The organism is Streptomyces sp. NPDC002671 (assembly GCF_053592475.1).
Genome location: NZ_JBSFVU010000021.1, coordinates 14,984 through 35,578 on the forward strand (window position 1 = coordinate 14,984; position 20,595 = coordinate 35,578).

General features: G+C 71.5%; 18 protein-coding genes and 1 pseudogene. 13 read left to right on the forward strand and 6 right to left on the reverse strand.

The window, feature by feature from the left end:
• Nucleotides 1-62 precede the first annotated feature (62 nt).
• A complete protein-coding gene (locus ACWD35_RS29105) occupies nucleotides 63-1,202 on the forward strand; it encodes an ABC transporter substrate-binding protein (RefSeq protein ID WP_451354285.1) in 1,140 nt (379 codons plus the stop codon).
• Nucleotides 1,203-1,262: 60 nt separating this feature from the next.
• Here ACWD35_RS29105 and ACWD35_RS29110 read toward each other — a convergent pair whose 3' ends face one another.
• The 5 genes from ACWD35_RS29110 to ACWD35_RS29130 form a co-directional block, all read right to left on the reverse strand.
• On the reverse strand, nucleotides 1,263-1,691 hold the full coding sequence (locus ACWD35_RS29110; RefSeq protein ID WP_451354286.1) for a hypothetical protein: 429 nt from the start codon (nucleotides 1,689-1,691) through the stop codon (nucleotides 1,263-1,265).
• Nucleotides 1,692-1,695: 4 nt separating this feature from the next.
• Complete coding sequence (locus ACWD35_RS29115; protein WP_451354287.1) at nucleotides 1,696-2,109, reverse strand: roadblock/LC7 domain-containing protein; 414 nt, start codon at nucleotides 2,107-2,109, stop codon at nucleotides 1,696-1,698.
• 39 nt (nucleotides 2,110-2,148) lie between these two features.
• Nucleotides 2,149-3,159, reverse strand: a complete 1,011-nt coding sequence (locus ACWD35_RS29120) for a MarR family transcriptional regulator (RefSeq protein ID WP_451354288.1) — start codon at nucleotides 3,157-3,159, stop codon at nucleotides 2,149-2,151.
• Nucleotides 3,160-3,700: 541 nt separating this feature from the next.
• A complete protein-coding gene (locus tag ACWD35_RS29125) occupies nucleotides 3,701-4,900 on the reverse strand; it encodes an MFS transporter (protein WP_451354289.1) in 1,200 nt (399 codons plus the stop codon).
• 501 nt (nucleotides 4,901-5,401) lie between these two features.
• Nucleotides 5,402-6,697 carry an ROK family protein gene (locus tag ACWD35_RS29130; RefSeq protein WP_451354290.1) on the reverse strand — a complete coding sequence of 432 codons (1,296 nt, stop codon included), beginning with the start codon at nucleotides 6,695-6,697 and terminating at the stop codon, nucleotides 5,402-5,404.
• A 197-nt stretch (nucleotides 6,698-6,894) separates the two neighbouring features.
• Here ACWD35_RS29130 and ACWD35_RS29135 point away from each other — a divergent pair, with 197 nt between their 5' ends.
• The 7 genes from ACWD35_RS29135 (at nucleotide 6,895) to ACWD35_RS29165 (ending at nucleotide 14,888) form a co-directional block, all read left to right on the forward strand.
• Entirely contained in the window at nucleotides 6,895-8,211 is a 1,317-nt protein-coding gene (locus tag ACWD35_RS29135) for an ABC transporter substrate-binding protein (protein ID WP_451354291.1), read from the forward strand.
• A 5-nt stretch (nucleotides 8,212-8,216) separates the two neighbouring features.
• Nucleotides 8,217-9,203, forward strand: a complete 987-nt coding sequence (locus ACWD35_RS29140; protein WP_451354292.1) for a carbohydrate ABC transporter permease — start codon at nucleotides 8,217-8,219, stop codon at nucleotides 9,201-9,203.
• 7 nt (nucleotides 9,204-9,210) lie between these two features.
• A complete protein-coding gene (locus ACWD35_RS29145; protein ID WP_451354423.1) occupies nucleotides 9,211-10,050 on the forward strand; it encodes a carbohydrate ABC transporter permease in 840 nt (279 codons plus the stop codon).
• 38 nt (nucleotides 10,051-10,088) lie between these two features.
• Nucleotides 10,089-11,453 carry a GH1 family beta-glucosidase gene (locus tag ACWD35_RS29150; RefSeq protein ID WP_451354293.1) on the forward strand — a complete coding sequence of 455 codons (1,365 nt, stop codon included), beginning with the start codon at nucleotides 10,089-10,091 and terminating at the stop codon, nucleotides 11,451-11,453.
• A 99-nt stretch (nucleotides 11,454-11,552) separates the two neighbouring features.
• On the forward strand, nucleotides 11,553-13,445 hold the full coding sequence (locus ACWD35_RS29155; protein ID WP_451354294.1) for a discoidin domain-containing protein: 1,893 nt from the start codon (nucleotides 11,553-11,555) through the stop codon (nucleotides 13,443-13,445).
• Between the two features lie 110 nt (nucleotides 13,446-13,555).
• Complete coding sequence (locus ACWD35_RS29160; RefSeq protein WP_451354295.1) at nucleotides 13,556-14,140, forward strand: hypothetical protein; 585 nt, start codon at nucleotides 13,556-13,558, stop codon at nucleotides 14,138-14,140.
• Between the two features lie 40 nt (nucleotides 14,141-14,180).
• A complete protein-coding gene (locus ACWD35_RS29165; protein WP_451354296.1) occupies nucleotides 14,181-14,888 on the forward strand; it encodes a YcnI family protein in 708 nt (235 codons plus the stop codon).
• A 63-nt stretch (nucleotides 14,889-14,951) separates the two neighbouring features.
• Here ACWD35_RS29165 and ACWD35_RS29170 read toward each other — a convergent pair whose 3' ends face one another.
• Complete coding sequence (locus ACWD35_RS29170; RefSeq protein ID WP_451354297.1) at nucleotides 14,952-15,719, reverse strand: CDP-alcohol phosphatidyltransferase family protein; 768 nt, start codon at nucleotides 15,717-15,719, stop codon at nucleotides 14,952-14,954.
• A gap of 107 nt (nucleotides 15,720-15,826) precedes the next feature.
• Here ACWD35_RS29170 and ACWD35_RS29175 point away from each other — a divergent pair, with 107 nt between their 5' ends.
• From ACWD35_RS29175 to ACWD35_RS29195, 5 genes and pseudogenes are all read left to right on the forward strand, one after another.
• On the forward strand, nucleotides 15,827-16,816 hold the full coding sequence (locus tag ACWD35_RS29175; protein WP_451354298.1) for a dehydrogenase: 990 nt from the start codon (nucleotides 15,827-15,829) through the stop codon (nucleotides 16,814-16,816).
• Between the two features lie 146 nt (nucleotides 16,817-16,962).
• The gene (locus tag ACWD35_RS29180; protein WP_451354299.1) at nucleotides 16,963-17,361 is read left to right on the forward strand and encodes a 6-pyruvoyl trahydropterin synthase family protein; all 399 of its coding nucleotides are present in this window, start codon (nucleotides 16,963-16,965) and stop codon (nucleotides 17,359-17,361) included.
• Between the two features lie 5 nt (nucleotides 17,362-17,366).
• Nucleotides 17,367-18,530 (forward strand): glycosyltransferase family 4 protein, encoded by a 1,164-nt coding sequence (locus ACWD35_RS29185; protein WP_451354424.1) that lies wholly within the window; start codon nucleotides 17,367-17,369, stop codon nucleotides 18,528-18,530.
• 71 nt (nucleotides 18,531-18,601) lie between these two features.
• Nucleotides 18,602-19,576 (forward strand): class I SAM-dependent methyltransferase, encoded by a 975-nt coding sequence (locus ACWD35_RS29190; protein WP_451354425.1) that lies wholly within the window; start codon nucleotides 18,602-18,604, stop codon nucleotides 19,574-19,576.
• Nucleotides 19,573-20,526, forward strand: a pseudogene (locus tag ACWD35_RS29195) (lysylphosphatidylglycerol synthase transmembrane domain-containing protein); the annotation flags it as partial. The gene ACWD35_RS29190 and the pseudogene ACWD35_RS29195, both read left to right, overlap by 4 nt.
• Nucleotides 20,527-20,595: the final 69 nt, after the last annotated feature.

The window sequence follows — 20,595 nt, forward strand, 5'->3', positions numbered from 1 at the left end:
AAGGCCCGCCACCCCGGACCCGGTGGCGCTGCCGACGGCCGGTCGAACTCCCTGGAGCAGCCGTGACCACACCCCGTGCCAGAGCAGCGGCCGTCCTCGGCTGCTTCACTCTTGCGGCACTGGGCCTGAGCGCCTGCGGGAACCCGCCGACCGCCCGGCTCCAGAAGCCGTCGGTGGCCACCTCCGCCGAGAACGTGGGCGGCATGCGCGCACTGATCGCCGCGGCGAAGCAGGAGGGCGCGCTGCGAGCGATCGCGGTGCCGCGCGACTGGGCCGACTACGGCGGCCTGATCGACGGCTTCCAGAAGAAGTACGGGATCAAGGTCACGGTCGACAATCCGTACGGCCACAGCGAGGACGAGATCGACGCCCTCAAGAGGAAAGGGGACCAGTCGACGGCCCCCGACGTGATCGACGTGGGTGACACGTTCGCGCGCAGCGCGGCGGCGCAGAATCTGCTCGCGCCGTACAAGGTCGCCGACTACGACTCGATCCCCCACAACCAGAAGGACACCAAGGCCCGCTGGTACAACAACTACGGGGGCTACATCTCCATCGGCTGCGACGCCAACCGGGTCAAGGTCTGTCCGGAGACCTTCGCCGATCTGCTGAAGCCCGCCTACAAGGGCAAGGTCGCGCTCGAGGGCGACCCGACCCGCTCGGCCACCGCCTTCGCCAGCGTCTACGCCGCCGCGCTGGCGAACAACGGGTCGTTCGGGAACATCCGGCCCGGTCTCGACTACTTCGCCGCCCTCAAGAAGGCCGGCAACTTCAACCCCCTCAATTCCACCTCGACGACGGTCGCGGACGGCCGGACCCCCATCAGCATCAACTGGGACTACATCAATCTCGACTACGCCGGCCTGCTCCGCGACAAGGGCGTGAACTGGCAGGTCGCGATCCCCTTCGACGGCAGCTTCGCCCAGTACTACGCGCTGGCCGTCAACAAGAGGGCTCCGCACCCGGCGGCTGCCCGCCTGTGGCAGGAGTACCTCTTCAGCCCGGAGGGCCAGAACCTCCGGCTGGCCGGCTACGCCCGCCCGGTGCTCATGGACGCCATGAAACAGGACGGCACCCTCGACAAGGCCGCTGCCGCACGACTGCCGACGGTCGAGGGAACACCGCAGTTCCCGACGGACGCGCAACTGGAGAAGGCGCGGAAGACGGTCGTCCAGGGCTGGTCGAAGGCCGTATCCGGCTGACCGGGACGGCCCGGGGCGGGCCCCTTCCGCACCGGAAGGGGCCCGCGGCTGGGCGCGTACTCAGAGGCTGTGGCTCTGCACCACCCGCCTGGCCTGGGCGAAGAGCATGCCCACGTTCACGGACTTACGGCAGACGATGACGGCCACGACGTCCTGCTGCTCGTTCATGCGGATGAACAGATGGGTGAGGTTGTCGCTGTTGACCAGGATCTCCTGGAAGAAGTGCTGGTCGCTGGCTATGCCCCGGCGCTCCTTGAACACGTCCTCGATCATCACGACCGTGCGGCCCTGGAACAGGTCGAGGGTGGCGCCCGCGAGCAGGTCGAGGACCTCGGGCGGGTGGTTGTCGACGGTCTCGTACGACAGCAGCATTCCGGTCGCCATGTCGACCACGCCCGAGGCGACGCAGTCGGGCGCCTCGGAGCGCAGCGTCTTGACCAGGCTCATCACCTGGTCGGAGAAACCGGCTGTCATGTGTTTGGACGCCATCGGCTCACACCGCCCCGGTCTTCGGCGCGGACGCGGCCGGCGCCGTCGCGGGCGCGGTCAGGATCGAGTCGATACGGGCGAGGGTGGGTCGTGCCTCCTCGTGGAGCCGGTTCATGTCGATGCCCTCGTCGCCCAGGACCACCATCAACGCGGTCTCCCCCACCGCGTAGAAGGCGGCGCAGCCGTGGCTGCCGTACGCGACCGTCTGGCGCAGCGTGCCGCGTCTGGTCACCTCGGCCGTGCGACGGGCGAGGCCCAGCCCCGCGGCGGCGATCGCGGCGAGGCCCTCCGGGTCGATCGAGTCCGCGGTGTCCGCGGCGATGAGCAGTCCGTCGGCGGCTGCCACCGCCGTGTCGGTGATGCCGGTGACCTGTTCGCGCAGTCCGCGCATCTCCATGGCCAAGGCCTCGTGATTCATTGCTGAACTCCCTGACGTTCTCGTGGTTCGCCGCGTGCGTCAGTTGCCGGAATCCGGGGACCAGATCCGGTGACGCAGGCGGAAGAACCCTTTCCAGCTCGCCTCGCGCTTCGCGCCGGCGAGAGACTCGGTGATGCCACTGGCCCCGGGCTCACGCTGGGGCAACTCGCTTGGCGATGGCGGTGGTTGAGGCGGCTTCGGCGGCACGCCTTCTCCCGGCCGCATGTTCTCTGCCGGCCGTACGTCTTCTCCCAGCCGTACGACCTGCCCGATGGCCCTGCGCGGTCGTACCGGACGCAGCACGCCCGTCGGCGGGGTGCGCACCGGGAACGTCAACGTGGCCGTCGTCGCGTCCGCGCAGGTCAGGAGGCCGTCGGCGAGCATGCGGGCGAGTTCGACGGTGGTGGTGTAGACGCCGCGGCCGGTGAGGAAGGCGACGTCGCGGGCGGTACGGCGGCCGTTGACGCGGGTGAGCAACTCCCGTCGAATGGGCGGCAGTCGCTCGTCGTCCGGGGCGGTTCCGGGCGCGGGGACGGGGCGTTCGCGCTCGGGCAGGACGGGGCAGGGCAGCACGGCGAGGGCGGTGAGCTTGCGCCTCGCCTCCTGGAGCAGCCGCAGGGGCGTCTCACCGGCGACCGCCGCGGGCGGGCCGGTCCGCTCGGCGAGCAGCTCGACACCCTCCACCCGGCCCGCGACGACCGCGAACACGGCGTCCTGCAGAGCCATCAGGCGCACGACCCTGAGCTGGGCGGCCCCGGCGTACCCGTGGGCGACGAGTCCCGCCTCCGGCCAGCGTCCGGCACCGGGCTCGCGCAGCAGTGCGTCCCACTGCTCGGGGCTGACCCGCCCGGAGCGCAGCAGGAGCGCCTCGGGTCCGGGGGCGCCGGGGCTCTCGACGGCGACGACGAGTCCGTCCCGCAGGTGGAAGGAGCCGCCGGGCCGTCCGGAGACCCGTAAAGCTCCGGTGACCGCGTTCCGTGCGCACTCTGTGAGGGTGTGGGACAGCAGTCCGTATCCGGCACGGTCGAGGGCGAACCGAGAACCCGACATCACACCCCTTGACCTGTCGCACACATGCCTGACGCATCCCTCTGAGGGGGTATGTCTAGCAGTCGTGACGTGCGTTTCGGCTGGGTTCGCGCTCGTTGTCCGGAGGTGACGGAAGATGAAGTGTCTCGCCGTTCAACGGCCGTTGCCAAGCCCACAATTGACCGATTCGGGGACACTTGAGGCCGATGACGGTGTCGATGTCCCTTGCCTCCCAAGCCTGTTTGAAGCAGGGGTGCGGCCGGTGATGCCGGCGATCTCGGCGAAGGAGTAGTGGAAGACGTCGTGCAGGTCCAGGCAGATGCGGCTGGCGACCCTTGTCGGCCGGGTGCCGGGCGACTTTGAGGCCATCGCCGACCGAATCGAGGTCGAGGCAGTGCGTGCCGAGTTCACTGATGCCGTGATGATGCGCGACTACGACCGCTTTGCGTCTCTGTTCGCACACGACGGCGTGTGGCGGATCCCCGAGGCCCATGTGGAGTTCACCGAGCGGACCTATGAGGTGCGCTGCCTCGACACCACGCCACTGGCCGCCCCGGCCGGATCAGCCGGACGCCTCCCCAAGGGTGGGCTGCCTGCGGCGCAGAGTGACCAGCGCCGCCCAGATCACGGACGCCAGCGGAATCGCCCCGGAGACGATCACCTGGCCCCGGCTGGAGACCAGGCTGTTCGGGGTGCCGAGCAGATAGCCGAGGCCTATGCAGGAGCGGGACAGCGCCTGGAAGCAGGCCCAGGCGCTTCCGTGCACCTCGGACGGCACATGGGCGTGCACCGCGTTGCGCAGGCCCACATTGCACGCGCCGTTGCCGAACCCGCCCAGCAGGAACAGCGGGAACAGCACCCAGGCCACCGGGATCAGCCCGGCGAACAGCAGGCCCAGCGAGATGCCGAGCACGCCGCCGAGGATCAGCGCGGTGTGCCGGTTCGCCCAGCCCGCACGGCCCGCGAGCAGCGCGCCCGGGATGCTGCCCAGCGCCCAGGTCGCCAGGAACAGGCCGAAGACGGTGTCGTTGCCGTTCGCCACGTCCCGCAGATAGAAGACTCCGGCGACGACCTCGATGCTGGTGGCCAGCATCGCCGCCGCGAGCGCGGGCATCAGCGGGCCGACGACCGGCGCGTCGCGGAGCGCCCGGTAGCCGTCCGACAGCTTCGACGCCGGCTTGCGGCCGATCGCGACGTCCACGGCCCGGGGCACCGCCAGCGCCGTACACCAGGCGAGGACCAGGAAGGACACGCCGTCGACGCCGAGCAGTACGGCCGTGTTCCACACGGAGTGCAGGAAGCCGGCCAGCGCCGGCCCGATCAGACCCGCCGCCGACAGGCCCGCCGTGAGCAGGCTGTTGGCCCGGCCGGTGTGCTGCTCACCGGCGACGGCGGGCAGCATCTTGAATCCCGCGGCCACCGACGCCACCCCGGCCAGACCCGACAGCGCGATCAGTGCCACCCGCAGATGGAAACCGGGCAGCCCCGTGGCCGTACCGAGGCACAGGGCCTGGGCCAGCAGCGACCACAGGCACACCGACCGCGCGCTGAACCGGTCCACGACCATGCCGATGACGGGCGCGGCGACGACCGTGGGCACCAGGTCCGCCAGGAACACCTCGGTCACGCCGAAGTCGATGCCCTTGTCCGCGGCGTCCAGCACCAGGCCGAGGGAAGCGAGGGAGTCACCGATCCGGGAGAACAGCGTGCCCGCGATCAATATCAGGGCCGCGGTCGGGATCGTCGTACTCCGGCGCAGCACGGCGAACCTCGGCGTTCGCCCCTTTTGCGTGTCCAATCGAGTCCAATCCATCCGTCTGCCGCGCCCATTCACGCTGCGTGCAGAACAGATTAGGCCCGCCGGACCGGGAGAGCGAAGGTAAGCGGCAACTTTCACACCGTACTCCTCGCTTCGGCAACGCCCCCGCACTTCCGAGGACTTCTGAACGGTGCCTTCCAGTGGGCTCCGACCAGGGAGAACGTGCGATGTTTTTCGGCCAACTCACGGGAGAGCGCAGGCAGTCGGAGCATCCTGCCCAGCCCGGCGTATTACATGCTGCGACGGGATCGGAGATGTGGATTCCTCATGCATGAATGTCCGAAAAGGAAGGGCTCAACTCGTCAGCGCGGGTGCTGCCCTGACGCGTCGGCGAAATGGGGTGCAAACGGAATCGCCGGTAAGTTCACGCGTGTCGACGGCATTTCGTTGGGATGTGCCCGGAGAGGGAAAGGGAAAGTTCGCGGAGAATGTTCCACCTGTCCTTCACGCCAGCCTTCCGTCCAGTGCCGCCCGCCACGCGGGGGACGGGTTCGGGCGCGGCCGGGGGCGGGCGGCGCCGCGTGCGAAGAACCCCGCCAGCGGGAGGACCGCCGCGCCCATGGTGACGGCGTCCGGGCCGAGCCTGCCCAGCTCGATGCGCACCCGGCCGGCGGGGTAGCGCAGGGCGTGCGCGAGGGCGTGTTCACGGACGCGGTCGAGGAAGCCGCCGCCGAGCCGGAGGCCCGCCCAGCCGCCTATCAGGACGCGTTCGGGCTGGAAGAGGTTGATCAGGTCGGACAGGCCGGCCCCGAGGTATTCGGCGGTCTCGGCGAGGACGGCCGCGGCCACCGGATCCGGTTCCCGTCCCGAGCCGGGCCGCGCGGCGGTGAGCAGCTCCGCGAGCGCGGCCTCCTCTCCGGCCCCGACCGCAGGCCTCCCTCCCGCCTCCCGCCAGCGTGCCACGAGCGCTTCCGCGCCCGCGTACGCCTCCAGGCAGCCGTACGCCCCGCACCGGCACCGGCGTCCCGCGACCCGCACCGTCACATGCCCCCACTCCACCGCCCGCCCCTGCGCCGCCTCCTCGGTGACCACGCAGGCGCCGACGCCGGAGCCGAAGAGCACCACGACGGCGTTGCGCGCTCCGCGTCCCGCGCCGAACCACATCTCCGCCTGTCCCAGGGTCTTGGCACCGTTGTCGATGAAGTACGGGACCTGCGACGGGAGTTCACCGGTCATGCGCAGCAGGCGTTCGAGCGGTACCGCGTCCCAGCCGATGGTCTGGCCGTGGACGACGGCGCCGTCCGCACCGGCGTCGTCGATGATGCCGGGCACCCCGATACCGACACCGAGCAGATCACCGGCGGCGGATCCGGCGGATGCCGCGGTGGTGCGGAGCACCTCCGCGATCGCATCGCGCACATGGCCGACCACGGCATCGACCTCGTATCCGGCCGGGCCCAACAGGCGTTCCGCACATGCAAGTTCATTAAGCGCCAGGTCGAACAGCGCCACCCGCACCCGGGTTTCGCCGACATCCACGCCGATCAGCCGTCCGCCGTCGGGCCGTACCCGCAGCAGGCGGCGCGGCCGGCCGACCTCGGAGTCGACGACGCCCGCCTCTTCCACGAGGCCGTCGGCGAGCAGTTCGGCCACGACGGTGCTGACGGAGCCCGAACTCAGCCCCGTGGCCGGGCCGAGGGCGAGACGGCTCATCGGCCCGTCGAAATACAACCGTTGCAGAACGGCGCTGCGGCTCTCCCGCCGCAGGTCACGTACCGTACGGCCGCTCAGCTCTGCCATCTGGCCTCCCTGTTTCGCGCGGTTTTCCGGCCTTCTGGGCCCACGGCCGCTGCCGGATCCCTTGACGAGCGATTCTCTTGAGGTTTAACTCACGTCCTAAATTAAGTGATGAGAACCTTCGGGTGGTGAACGGGGTGCCGGTCTCCACGCAGCAGCCCCCCGGGGTTCTCGACTCCCGGAAAGGGACACCAGGAGCCATGCGCAGCATCCGAGCCGCGGCCACAGGCGCCGTCGTCATGTCTCTCGCCCTCGCGGCCACGGCCTGCGGAGGAGGTTCGTCCAGCGGCGGCGGATCCAACGACTCGCCGAAAACGCTGACTTACTGGGCCTCCAACCAGGGCGCCAGCATCGCGGTCGACAAGCAGGTCCTGCAGCCCGAACTCGACAAGTTCGAGAAGCAGACCGGCATCAAGGTGAAGCTGGAGGTCGTGCCCTGGTCCGACCTGCTCAACCGGATCCTCACGGCGACCACCTCCGGCCAGGGCCCGGACGTGCTGAACATCGGCAACACCTGGAGCGCCTCCCTGCAGGCGACCGGCGCGCTGCTGCCGTGGGACGCGAAGAACTTCGCGAAGATAGGCGGCAAGGACCGCTTCGTGGACTCCGCGCTCGGCTCGACGGGCGCTCAGGGCAAGGACCCGGCGGCGGTGCCGCTGTACTCGATGGCGTACGCGCTCTACTACAACAAGAAGCTCTTCGCCGACGCAGGCATCAGCCAACCCCCCGCCACCTGGGACGAGTTGGTCGCCGACGGAAAGAAGATCAGGGCGAAGGGCGCGTCGGTGCTCGGCGCCGAGGGCGCCAACGTGTCGGAGAACATCCACCATGTCTTCGTCTTCGCCAAGCAGCACGGCGCCGACTTCTTCACCGCCGACGGCAAGCCCGACTTCACCAACCCGAAGGTCGTCGACGCGGTCAAGCAGTACGTCGACCTGATGGCCACGGACAAGGCCATCCCGGCCGGTGACGCCGAGTACGCGCAGAACCAGTCGGTCAGCGACTTCGCCAAGGGCAAGCAGGCCATGCTGCTGTGGCAGTCCGCCTCCGCCAACCTCAAGTCCCAGGGCATGAACCAGGACGCCTACGGCATCGCCCCCGTGCCCGTGCAGTCCGGCACCCCCGGCACCGGCACCCAGGTCAACTCGATGGTCGCCGGCATCAACATCGCCGTCTTCAAGAACAGCCACAACCTCGACGGCGCGACGAAGTTCGTGAAGTTCATGACCGGCGACGCCGAGCAGACCGTCCTCAACAAGGCCTACTCCACCATCCCGCCGGTCAAGGCCGCCCAAGGTGATCCGGCGTTCAACTCCCCGGCCAGCGCCGTACTGAAGAGCACCCTCGCCACCAGCGCCGCCGCCCTGCCCCAGGTGCCCGCCGAGTCGCAGTTCGAGACGACGGTCGGTACGGCCGTGAAGGAGCTGTTCGCCGACGCCGCCGCCGGACGCGCGGTCACCGCCGACTCCGTCAAGGCGAAGCTGGAGAAGGCCCAGCAGCAGATGCCGGCGGCCTGAACGCGATGACCACCACCGCTCTCAAGGAGCCGGCAGGCACGACCTCCCCCGGTGCGACGCGCGAACCCCGCCGCCGCACCGGGCGGATGCGCCGCGTCTCGCTCCCGTACCTGCTGCTCCTGCCCGCCCTGCTCCTCGAACTCCTCGTCCACCTGGTGCCGATGGTGATCGGCATCGTGATGAGCTTCAAGGAACTCACCCAGTTCTACATCCGTGACTGGGGCACCGCCCCCTGGTCCGGTCTCGGCAACTACAAGGTGTCGGTGGACTTCGACGCCCCCGTCGGCGAAGCCCTGCTGCACTCCTTCTTCGTCACCGTCGGCTTCACCCTGCTGTCCGTCGCCCTGTGCTGGCTGATCGGCACCGCCGCCGCGATCTGCATGCAGGACACCTTCCGCGGGCGCGGCCTGCTGCGCGCCCTGTTCCTGGTGCCGTACGCGCTGCCCGTGTACGCGGCCGTCATCACCTGGGTGTTCATGTTCCAGCACGACAACGGCCTGGTGAACCACGTCCTGCACGACCAGCTGCACCTCACCGGCAAGCCGTCGTTCTGGCTCATCGGCGACAACAGCTTCTACGCCCTGCTGACCGTGTCGGTGTGGAAGGGCTGGCCGTTCGCCTTCCTCATCGTGACGGCCGGACTCCAGAACATCCCCGGCGAGTTGTACGAGGCAGCAGCCCTGGACGGAGCCGGCATGTGGCAGCAGATCCGCCGCATCACCCTGCCGTCACTGCGTCCGGTCAACCAGGTGCTCGTACTGGTGCTGTTCCTGTGGACGTTCAACGACTTCAACACGCCGTACGTGCTCTTCGGCAAGGCCGCTCCCGAGGCCGCCGACCTGATCTCGGTGCACATCTACCAAGCCTCCTTCGTCACCTGGAACTTCGGCACCGGATCCGCCATGTCCGTCCTGCTGCTGCTCTTCCTGCTGCTCGTGACCGGCGGATATCTGCTGCTGACCTCGCGCGGACGGAGGGCATCTGATGCGTAACTCGCCCATGGCGCCGCCCCGTTCGTTCCTGTGGTCGCGGCGGATCTTCCTGACGCTGCTCACCGCGTTCGTGCTGGTGCCGGTGTACGTGATGGTCTCCAGCTCGCTGAAGCCCCTCGCCGACGTCACCGGCAAGTTCCGCTGGCTGCCCAGCACCGTGACCATCCGCCCGTACATCGACATCTGGTCGACGGTCCCGCTCGCCAGGTACTTCGTGAACTCGCTGATCGTGGCGGGCTCGGCGACCCTGTGCTCGGTCGTCATCGCGGTGTTCGCCGCCTACGCGGTCAGCCGCTACGACTTCCGCGGCAAGCGGGTGTTCACGGTGACCGTGCTGTCGACGCAGATGTTCCCCGGCATCCTCTTCCTCCTCCCGCTGTTCCTCCTCTACGTCAACATCGGCAACGCCACCGGTATCGCCCTGTTCGGCTCCCGCGGCGGGCTCATCCTGACGTACCTCACCTTCTCCCTGCCGTTCTCCATCTGGATGCTGATCGGGTACTTCGACTCGGTGCCGCGCGACCTGGACGAGGCGGCGCTGGTGGACGGCTGCGGGCCGCTCGGCGCGCTGCTCAGGATCGTCGTGCCGGCCGCGATCCCCGGCATCGTCGCGGTCGCCGTCTACGCCTTCATGACCGCCTGGGGCGAAGTGCTCTTCGCCTCCGTCATGACCAACGACACCACCCGCACCCTCGCCGTCGGCCTCCAGGGCTACTCCACGCTCAACGACGTGTACTGGAACCAGATCATGGCCGCCTCGCTGGTCGTCAGCGTGCCCGTGGTCGCGGGATTCCTGCTCCTCCAGCGCTACCTCGTCGCAGGCCTCACGGCGGGCGCCGTCAAGTGACCCTGACGACCAACACCCCTGATCCCGAAGGGACTTCTGTGTCCGAACGTATCGACCTCGCCGCCTTCCCGCACGACTTCCTGTGGGGCACGGCCACAGCGGCGTACCAGATCGAAGGGGCCGTCGCCGAGGACGGCAGGTCGCCGTCGATCTGGGACACCTTCTCGCACACCCCGGGCAAGATCGCGAACGACGACAACGGCGACGTCGCCTGCGACCACTACCACCGCTGGCGCGAGGACATCGGCCTGATGCGCCAACTGGGCGTCAACGCCTACCGGTTGTCGGTCGCCTGGCCGCGCGTGCGGCCCGGTGGCGACGGCCCGGTCAACCCCGGGGGTCTCGCCTTCTACGACCGGCTGGTGGACGCCCTGCTGGAGGCCGGCATCACCCCGTCCGTCACGCTCTACCACTGGGACCTCCCGCAGGTGCTCCAGGACCGCGGCGGCTGGCCCGCGCGCGAGACCGCCCTCGCGTTCGCCGAATACGCCTCGGTCGTCGCCGCCCGCCTGGGCGACCGAGTCACCCACTTCGCCACGCTCAACGAGCCCTCCTGCTCGGCCTGGATCGGCCACCTGGAGGGCACGATGGCCCCCGGCGTGACCGACCTGACCGCCGCCGTGCGCGCCTCCTACCACCTGCTGCTCGGCCACGGGCTGGCCACGCAGGCGATCCGCGCCGCCGCCCCCGGCGCACAGGTCGGCATCGTCAACAACCTCTCCACCGTGCACCCCGCCACCGGCCGTCCCGAGGACGTGGCCGCCGCCCGCCGCCACGACGGGCACGTCAACCGCTGGTGGCTGGACCCGGTGCACGGCCGCGGCTTCCCCGCCGACATGCGCGAGGTGTACGGCATCGAACTCCCGGAACAGGCCGGTGACTTGGAGGCCATCGCGGCACCGCTGGACTGGCTGGGCCTGAACTACTACTTCCCCGCGTACGTCGCCGACGACCCCGCGGGGCCCGCCCCGCGCGCGCGTTCCGTGCGCCGGCCGGGCGTTTCGCGCACCGGCATGGACTGGGAGATCGACGCGAGCGGCATCGAGACGCTGCTGCTGAGGCTCACCGAGGAGTACGGGGCACGGAAGATCTACGTCACCGAGAACGGCTCCGCCTTCCCGGACGGGGTCCGCCCCGACGGCAGCATCGACGACCCCGAGCGCCAGGACTACCTGGAGGCGCACCTCGCCGCCTGCGCCGCGGCGGCCCGCAAGGGCGCCCCGCTCGCCGGGTACTTCGCCTGGTCCCTGCTGGACAACTTCGAGTGGGCGTACGGCTACGCCAAGCGGTTCGGCCTGGTCCACGTCGACTACCGCACCCAGGTCCGCACGATCAAGGGCAGCGGGCACCGGTACGCGGACCTCGTCCGCGTCCACCGCGGCCAGACCCGCCGGGCCGCCTGAGCCTGGGCCGGCCCGGAGGCAGCACAAGGAGCAGCACCCCGGAGCACCTCCCACCCCACAAGGAGAGATCCGCTCATGTCATTCCGTATGCCGCATACGATGTTCCCCACATCGCATACCGCATTCACCGCCGCAGCCGTCATGGCCGCCGCGGTCCTGCTCGCCTCCGGGCCGGCCCTGGCCGCCCCCGCCCCCGTCGCCGCCGCTTCCTCCGCCGCCGCGGTCAGCTGGGACACCGACCGCGCGGCTGCCGCCTACGCCGTGAACCCGGCTGCCGTCACCGCCTCCGGCAGCGAGAACGCGGGCCTCACCCCGAACCTCGCCGTCGACGGCAACGGCTCCACCCGCTGGTCCAGCAACTTCGCCGACGATGCCTGGATCCGCATCGACCTGGGCAGCAGGATCCGCGTCGACCGGGTCAGCCTCGACTGGGAGGCCGCCTACGGCAAGCGGTACGTCCTGGAGGTGTCGGACAACGGCACCGACTGGACCCCCTTCTACACCGAGACCGCCGGCACCGGCGGTTCCGTCACCGCGCACACCTACCCGCAGGAGGTCACCGGCCGCTACGTCCGCCTGCGCGGCCTCGAACGGGGCACGCCCTTCGGCTACTCGCTGTGGAGCTTCAAGGTCTACGGCGGCGAACCCGCACCCGCGTCGACGTCCCGCACCGACCTCGCCCTGAACCACCCGGCCTACTCCGACTACTACCAGGACGCGGGCCACTCACCGGCGTTCCTCACGGACGGGGGCTGGCCGGCCGACCTCAAGGGCGACACGAGCCGGTGGTCCAGCGACTGGAACACGGACCGGTGGGTGTCGGTGGACCTCGGTACACAGTCGACGATCGACAGTATGGACCTGTACTGGGAGGCGGCGTACGCAGTCGACTATCAGCTACAGGTGTCCGACGACAACCGCACCTGGCGTACGGTCTACGAACCGTCGCCGGCCGAGATCGCCGCCCGCCGCGCCGACGTCACCTCCCCGTCCGACGCGGCCGGCCTGCACGACACCGTCAAACTGCCCTCGCCCGTGACCGGCCGCTACGTCCGCATGCTCGGCAAGGAGCGCCGCTCCTTCTACAACCCGGCACCCGCCACCGCCCAATTCGGCTACTCCCTCTACGAGTTCCAGGTATGGGGCACCGGCGGCAGCGACCTTGCCGCCTATCCGGCGCTCCCCGCCGACCAGTCGGGCACCTACCGCACGACGTTCTTCGACGACTTCACCGGCGCCGCGCTCGACCGGTCCAAGTGGCGGGTGGTGCGCACCGGTACGGAGCTCGGATCGGTCAACGGCGAGTCGCAGGCGTACACCGACTCCACCGACACCGTCCGCACGCAGGGCGGCAGCCTGATCCTCAAGGCGAACTACTGCAAGGGCTGCACCCGGGCGGGCGGCGGCACCTACGACTTCACCTCCGGCCGCATCGACACCCACACCCACCTCGACTTCACCTACGGCCGCGTCAGCGCCCGGATGAAACTGCCCGTCGGTGACGGCTTCTGGCCCGCCTTCTGGCTGCTGGGCAGCAACGTGGACGACCCGTCCGTGTCCTGGCCCGCGTCCGGCGAGACCGACATCATGGAGAACATCGGATACCCGGACTGGACGAGCACCTCGCTGCACGGCCCCGGCTATGCGGCGGACGGCAACATCGGCGCCCGCCAGACCTATCCGAACGGCGGCACCGCCGACCAGTGGCACACGTACGCCGTCGAATGGACCCCGACGGCGATGCGTTTCCACGTCGACGACCGCCTGGTGCAGGAGACGACCCGCAACAAGCTGGAGTCCACCCGGGGCAAGTGGGTCTTCGACCACGACCAGTACGTCATCCTGAACCTCGCCCTCGGCGGCGCCTACCCGGCCGGCTGGAACCACGTCACCAGCCCCTACTGGGGCCTGCCGCAGTCGAGCGTCGACAGGATCGCGGCCCAGGGCGCGCAGGCCGAGATCGACTGGGTGCGGGTGGAGCAGAAGGGCTGACCGGCACGGCCGGATGCCCGTAACACCACGGGGGACGGCCGGCCGGGCGGAGCGCAACCGCCCGGTCTGGCCGTCGTGGCGCGTGCCGCGGCGTGGGAAGATTCCCCACGATGAGTGCGTCGGCGGCGGTACGGGGGCTGCGTGCCGCGGTGTTCGCCGCGGTGTGCGTGCTGCTGGCCGTCGCCGGACACGGGCTGGGCATGGGCGTGCTGCCGCCCCTGTGGGCCGACGGCGCCGGATTCCTCGCCGTGTTCGCGTGCAGCTGGGCGCTGGGCGGGCGGGAGCGGTCCCTGCCGGGCATCGGCGGGGCGATGCTCGCCGTCCAGGCGGGCCTGCACCTCGCCTTCGACGCGGCCGTCCCCGCCACCACGGTGCGCTTGGCGACCTCGCCCGGCGGCGGCACGGCCGAGGCGTCCGGCGCGGACGCCCACCTGCACGCACTGCCCGCCCACCTCCTCGCCGCCCTCGCCGCCGCCTGGTGGCTGCGTCGGGGCGAGGCCGCGCTGTGGTCGTTGCTGCGCCGCACCGCCGCCCTCGTACCCGGCCTGGCCGCCTGGTGGCGGGACGCCCCACTGCCCGCGCCCGCCGGCCGCGGTCCACAGGTCCCCGCCGACCCCCCGCCGGCGCGCATGCTCCGGCTGCGGCACGCCGTGAGCCGCCGCGGACCCCCGGCCCCGATCCCGTACCCGAGCTGACCTGTCAACTTCCTTCACTCGTACGGAGATCCACTCACCCATGTCCACGACCCGCACGGTGCTGCGCCGCGCCGCAACCGTCACCGCCCTGACCGCCGCCGGAGTCCTCGCCGCGGCCGGCGTCGCCTCCGCGCACGTCACCGTCCACCCGGAGAGCTACGCCAAGGGAGCCACGGACGGCGTGCTCACCTTCCGCGTCCCGGGCGAAGAGGACAGCGCCTCCACCACCAAGGTGCAGGTCTTCCTGCCCACCGACCACCCGGTCCTCGGCGTCCTCGTCCACCCGCAGGACGGCTGGACCCCCAAGGTGACCACCACCAAGCTCAAGACGCCGGTCAAGACCGACGACGGCACCATCACCGAGGCCGTCTCCGAGATCACCTTCACGGGCGGGAAGATCGGCGCCGGACAGTACGAGGACTTCGACGTCGCCTTCGGGCAACTGCCGGACGACACCGACCAGCTGACGTTCAAGACGCTGCAGACCTACTCCGACGGCAAGGTCGCCCGCTGGATCGAGGCGCCGGACGGTGGGGAGGAGCCGGAGAACCCGGCGCCGGTGCTCAAGCTCACGGCGGGCGCGGAGACCGCCGCACCGGCCCCCGCCCAGAGCAACAGCACCACCAAGGCCGCCGACACCAGCGACTCCACGGCCCGCGGGCTGGGCATCGCCGGGCTCGTGGTCGGCGTACTGGGTCTGGCGGCGGGGGCCTTCGCCGTCGTACGCAGCCGCTCCGCGCGGTCGTAACCCCGCCCACGGACGACAGACCGAGGGCCCGGACCGGCAGCCGGTCCGGGCCCTCGTGTGTCCTCAGCGCGCCGCTTGCTCCAGCAGCCTCCGCTCCGCCGGCGCCTCGTCCGCGCCCGCACGGGAGCTGCGCGACAGCCACAGCACGTCCCGGCCGAAGGACCACACCAGCGAGCCCAGGGCCAGCGCCACGATCGCCACGTCGGCCATGGGCGGCAGCAGTTCGGAGCCCGCCACCAGGAGGCAGACACCCTGGATCGCGGCGACCGTCTTACGGGCGAAGGACGGCGGCAGCGGAGCGTTCAGCCAGGGGGCGACACGGGCCGCCGCGACGAATGCATACCGCATACCGCCGATCAGCAGCACCCACGGGCCCAGCCGCATCGACACGTACACGCTCAGCACCAGGATCAGGAAAGCGTCCACCTCCATGTCGAAGCGGGCCCCGAGCGCGGTGGAGGTACCGGTGCGCCGGGCCACCTTGCCGTCGACACCGTCCAGCAGCAGCGCCACCGTCGTCAGGGCGACCAGCACGGTGACCGGCGGCGAGCTCGCGAAGGAGTCCGCGACCAGCGCCGTCACCCCGCCGACCAGGGTGGCCCGGCCGAGCGTGACCCGGTTGGCGGGCCCGAACGAGCGCGGCCGGGAGCGGCGCAGGGCGCGGGAGAGGACCGCCCAGGTGGCGAACGCGAACGCGAGGCCCGTCAGCCAGCCCGCAGGCCCAAGGCCGATCGCCGCGCCCAGCAGGGCGAGCAGCAGGATCTGCACGCCCGCTCCCACCGCGGTCTCCTGCTGGACCGGCCTCGCGTCGTACGTGTTGTTCAGGGCCACCGCTCACCCTCCGGCCGAGTGACAGAGTCGATCAACGCCGCGTACTGTGCGCGGCCTGTGCACTTCTCGGTACGTGGACAACTACCCCATCGTTCAGGAGGATGCCGATGAACCGCCCGGCTCGCGCGTTCTGGCTCCGCTCGCCCGGCCACGGCGAGCTGCGTGACCTCACCCTGCCGGAGCCCGCCGACGGGGAGGTGCTGGTGCGCGCCCTGTACTCCGGGATCAGCCGGGGCACGGAGACACTGGTGTTCCGCGGCGGGGTTCCGCAGTCCCAGCACACCCTGATGCGGGCACCTTTCCAGGAGGGCGACTTCCCCGGTCCCGTGAAGTACGGCTACCTGAACGTCGGGGTCGTCGAGGAGGGGCCGGATGCGCTGATCGGCCGTACGGTCTTCTGCCTGTATCCGCATCAGAGCCGTTACGTCGTTCCGGTGAGCGCGGTGACCGTCGTGCCGGAACGGGTGCCCGCCGGGCGGGCCGTGCTCGCCGGTACCGTGGAGACCGCCGTCAACGCCCTGTGGGACGCCGCGCCGCTGGCAGGAGACCGGATCGCGGTGATCGGCGGCGGCATGGTCGGCTGCTCGGTGGCCGCGCTGCTCGCCCGCTTCCCGGGCGTACGACTGCAGCTCGTCGACGCCGACCCGGCCCGCGCGCGGACCGCCGCAGCGCTCGGCGTCGACTTCGCCACTCCCGCAAACGCCCTCGGCGGCTGCGACCTCGTCGTCCACGCCAGCGCCACCGAAGCGGGCCTGGCCCGCTCCCTCGAACTCCTCGCCGCCGAGGGCACGGTCGTGGAACTGAGCTGGTATGGCGACCGGCGCGTCGCCCTGCCGCTCGGCGAGGCCTTCCACTCCCGCCGGCTCACCGTGCGCGCCAGCCAGGTCGGCACCGTCTCCCCGGCCGCCCGCCCCGGCCGCACCTACGCCGACCGGATGGCCCTCGCACTCGACCTGCTCGCCGATCCGGCGCTGGACGCGCTCGTCACCGGGGAGAGCGCCTTCGAGGAACTCCCCGAGGTCATGCCGAAGCTCGCGTCCGGTGAGATCCCGGCCCTGTGCCACCGCATCAAGTACGGCGATGCGGCCCTGACCTGAGAAAAAGGGCACGGACCGAGTCGGGAAAGGAGTGAGAGAGGGCTGAACACGGGGAAGCGAAGAGCCGTACTACTCGTCAGCCCCCGTCAGGAACCGGTTCAGCAACCGCGGGGGCACCAGACGCCGCGCACCTGGAGGGCCGTCCGTTGTTCAGCATCACCGTCCGCGATCACCTCATGATCGCCCACAGCTTCCGCGGCGAGGTGTTCGGGCCCGCACAGCGCCTGCACGGCGCCACGTTCCTCGTGGACGCCACGTTCCGCCGCGAACAGCTGGACGAGGACAACATCGTCGTCGACATCGGCCTGGCCACCCGGGAACTGGGCACCGTCGTCGGCGAGATGAACTACCGCAACCTCGACGACGAGCCCGAATTCGCGGGGATCAACACCTCCACCGAGTACCTCGCCAAGGTCATCGCCGACAGGCTCGCCGAACGCGTCCACAAGGGCGCCCTCGGCGAAGGTGCCAAGGGCCTCGCGGGCATCACCGTCACCCTGCACGAGTCGCACATCGCCTGGGCGAGTTATGAGCGTGGCCTGTGACCGACGTGAGCGACCTCGGCGACGTGACCGCCCTGACCGAGTCGGCCGGCCTGGCCGTCAGAAGCGTCCCCATGTGCCTGCGCACCGTGCACTTCGTCATGCCGGGCGGCGTCGACGACCCGGCCGCGCCCAGCGGCGGCAACGCCTACGACCGCCGGGTCTGCCTCGACCTGCCCGGCTTCGGCTGGCGGGCCGAGCGGCACACCGCGCCCGGCGACTGGCCGCGCCCCGCCCGGGCCGACCGCGAGGGCCTCGCCCGCACCCTGGCGGGCCTGCCGGACGACTCCGTCGTCCTGCTCGACGGCCTGGTCGCCTGCGCGGTCCCGGAGATTGTCGTCCCCGAGGCCGGGCGGCTGCGGCTCGCGGTGCTGGTGCACCTGCCCCTCGGCGATGAGACCGGTCTCGGCCCGGCCCTGGCCGCCCGCCTCGACGCCCGCGAGCGGGACGTGCTGCGGGCGGTGCCCGCGGTGATCGCCACCAGCGAGTGGGCCGTCCGCCGCCTGGTCTCCCACCACGGACTCGCCCCCGAACGGGTGCACGTCGCCGCCCCCGGCGCCGACATCGCCCCCCTCGCGCCCGGTACCGACGGCGTCTCCCGCCTGCTGTGCGTGGCATCCGTGACCCCGCGCAAGGGCCAGCACCGACTGGTCGAGGCCCTCGCCGCGGTACGGGACCTGCCCTGGACCTGCGAGTGCGTCGGCGGACTCGCCCACGATCCCGCGTACGTCGCGCGGGTGCGCGCCCTGATCGCCGAGCACGGGCTGACGGACCGGCTGCACCTGACCGGGCCGCGCTCCGGCGCCGCCCTCGACGCCGCCTACGCCGCCGCCGACCTGACGGTCCTCGCCTCCAGTGCCGAGACGTACGGCATGGCGGTCACCGAGGCCCTCGCCCGCGGCATCCCCGTCCTCGCGACCGACGTCGGCGGCCTGCCGGAAGCGCTCGGCCGCGCCCCCGACGGCGGCGTGCCCGGCATCCTGGTCCCGCCGCAGGACCCCGCCGCGCTCGCCGCGGAGCTGCGCGACTGGTTCGGCGAGACCGGCGTACGGCGCCGCCTGAAGTCCGCCGCGCGGAGCCGCCGTTCGGCCCTCGACGGCTGGGCGACGACCGCCCGCAGCCTGGCCGCGGTCCTGCAACGGCTCTCCGGCACGGCGGGGAGGGCGGCATGAGCGGCGGGACGGAGATGCAGGCGGAGATGCAGGCGGAGATGCAGGCGGAGATGCAGGTGGAGAGGCAGGATATGGACGGCGGCGGACATGGTACGGCTGCCCGTGGCGGACCAGGCGAGCACGCCTCCCCGGTCATCGCCGGTGCCGGCCCCGTCGCCCCGCCCGGTGAGCGGGCCACCGTACGCCTGCGCGACGGCGGCCGTGGCCCCGAGGAGCCGCCGCGGTACGCGCCCGAGTGGCTGCGGCTGCGGGAGCCGGCCGACGCGGCGGCGCGGGCGCACGAGCTGCTCGACCCGCTGCGCAGGGGGCCGGCCGGACCGGCGGGCCGGGCCGGCGGTCTGGTCGTGCACGACCTGGGCTGCGGCACCGGCTCGATGGGCCGCTGGCTGGCTCCCCGTCTGGACGGCGCCCAGCACTGGATCCTGCACGACCGTGACCCCTACCTGCTGCACTTCGCCGCAGCCGGGTCCCCCCGGTCCGCCGCCGACGGCGCCCGGGTCACGGTCGAGACGCGCCGCGGTGACCTCGGCCGGCTGACCGCGCAGGCGCTGACCGGGGCTTCCCTGGTGACCGCCTCCGCGCTGCTCGACGTACTCACCCGCGAGGAGGTCGTCACCCTCGCCGACGCCTGCGCCGGGGCCGGCTGCCCCGCCTTGCTCACCCTGTCCGTCGCGGGCCGCGTCGAACTCACCCCGTCCGACCCGCTGGACGCCGAGATCGCCGAGGCGTTCAACGCCCACCAACGGCGCACCGGAATGCTCGGCCCGGACGCGGTGGCGGTGGCGGGGGAGGCGTTCGCCGAGCGCGGGGCGACGGTACGGGTGCACCCGAGCCCCTGGCGGCTCGGTCCCGAGCAGTCCGCGCTGACCGCGCAGTGGCTGCGCGGCTGGGTGGGCGCGGCCGTCGAACAGCGGCCCGCACTGGCCGAGCCCGCCGAGCGCTACCTGCGGGAGCGGCTGGCCGCCTGCGAGGCGGGGGAGTTGCGGGTGGTGGTCCACCACAGCGACCTGCTGGCGCTGGCCCGGCCGGCGGACGGCGCGTCATGAGCACGCGAGCGGCACAGGCCGGGCCCCTGCCGAAGCAGCCGTTGCGCGATGCCGTTCCGGCATCCCCGCGGCCCTCCGCCCGCGCACAACTCTCGGCCCTGCGTTCCCACTTCGGGACCGTCGCCGGTGTTGTGATCCTCGCCTTGGTCCTGTGGCGGCTGGGTACCGGTGTCCTCCTGGACGGGCTGCGGCGGATCGACCTCGCAACGCTGCTCGTGGCGTCGGGCATCGGCGGGGTCACCACCGTGTGCAGCGCGTGGCGTTGGCAGTTGGTGGCCCGGGAGCTGGGGATCCGGCTGCCGCTCGGGCCCGCCGTCGCGGACTACTACCGGGCGCTGTTCCTGAACGCGGCCCTGCCCGGAGGGGTGGTCGGCGACGTGCACCGTGCGGTACGGCACGGTCGGAGCGCCGGTGACATGCGGCGCGGCGTGAACGCAGTCGTCCTGGAGCGGGTCGCCGGGCAGATCGCGCTGGCCGTGTGCGGGGCCGTGCTGCTGCTCGTACTGCCGTCCCCGGTCCGGGACACCGTGCGCGATGCCGCCCCACTGGTGGCGCTCGGCGCGGCGGGCGCGCTCGCCGTCGTCGTCGCCGTCCGTATGAACCGGGCGTCCTCCTCAGGGGGCGGGGCCCTGCGCTCGGCCTTCGGTGATGCCCGCCGGGGTCTGCTGTCCCGCCGGGGCGGGCCGGGCATCTGGCTGTCCTCCGTCGTCGTACTGGCCGGGCACCTCGCCATGTTCGTGGTCGCGGCCCGGGTCGCCGGATCCGCCGCCTCCGTCGCCGTACTGCTGCCGCTCGCGGTCCTCGCCCTGCTCGCCATGGGACTGCCGCTGAACGTGGGCGGTTTCGGCCCCCGCGAGGGAGTCACCGCCTGGGCGTTCGGCGCGGCGGGGCTCGGCGCGGGCAACGGGGTCGCGGTCGCCGTGGTGTACGGGGTGCTCAGCTTCGTGGCGAGCCTGCCCGGCGCGGTCGTTCTCGTCGCCCGCTGGGGGGCCGGGCTGCGCGCCGACCCCCTTGCCCGC

What these genes read in the sequence shown, in the direction of transcription:
- ACWD35_RS29130 (WP_451354290.1), bottom strand. Translation starts at nt 6,697, where the DNA reads ATGGCAGAGCTGAGCGGCCGTACGGTACGTGACCTGCGGCGGGAGAGC.
- ACWD35_RS29155 (WP_451354294.1), top strand. Translation starts at nt 11,553, where the DNA reads ATGTTCCCCACATCGCATACCGCATTCACCGCCGCAGCCGTCATGGCC.
- ACWD35_RS29145 (WP_451354423.1), top strand. Translation starts at nt 9,211, where the DNA reads ATGGCGCCGCCCCGTTCGTTCCTGTGGTCGCGGCGGATCTTCCTGACG.
- ACWD35_RS29115 (WP_451354287.1), bottom strand. Translation starts at nt 2,109, where the DNA reads ATGAATCACGAGGCCTTGGCCATGGAGATGCGCGGACTGCGCGAACAG.
- ACWD35_RS29160 (WP_451354295.1), top strand. Translation starts at nt 13,556, where the DNA reads ATGAGTGCGTCGGCGGCGGTACGGGGGCTGCGTGCCGCGGTGTTCGCC.
- ACWD35_RS29190 (WP_451354425.1), top strand. Translation starts at nt 18,602, where the DNA reads ATGGACGGCGGCGGACATGGTACGGCTGCCCGTGGCGGACCAGGCGAG.
- ACWD35_RS29140 (WP_451354292.1), top strand. Translation starts at nt 8,217, where the DNA reads ATGACCACCACCGCTCTCAAGGAGCCGGCAGGCACGACCTCCCCCGGT.
- ACWD35_RS29175 (WP_451354298.1), top strand. Translation starts at nt 15,827, where the DNA reads ATGAACCGCCCGGCTCGCGCGTTCTGGCTCCGCTCGCCCGGCCACGGC.
- ACWD35_RS29110 (WP_451354286.1), bottom strand. Translation starts at nt 1,691, where the DNA reads ATGGCGTCCAAACACATGACAGCCGGTTTCTCCGACCAGGTGATGAGC.
- ACWD35_RS29135 (WP_451354291.1), top strand. Translation starts at nt 6,895, where the DNA reads ATGCGCAGCATCCGAGCCGCGGCCACAGGCGCCGTCGTCATGTCTCTC.
- ACWD35_RS29120 (WP_451354288.1), bottom strand. Translation starts at nt 3,159, where the DNA reads ATGTCGGGTTCTCGGTTCGCCCTCGACCGTGCCGGATACGGACTGCTG.
- ACWD35_RS29165 (WP_451354296.1), top strand. Translation starts at nt 14,181, where the DNA reads ATGTCCACGACCCGCACGGTGCTGCGCCGCGCCGCAACCGTCACCGCC.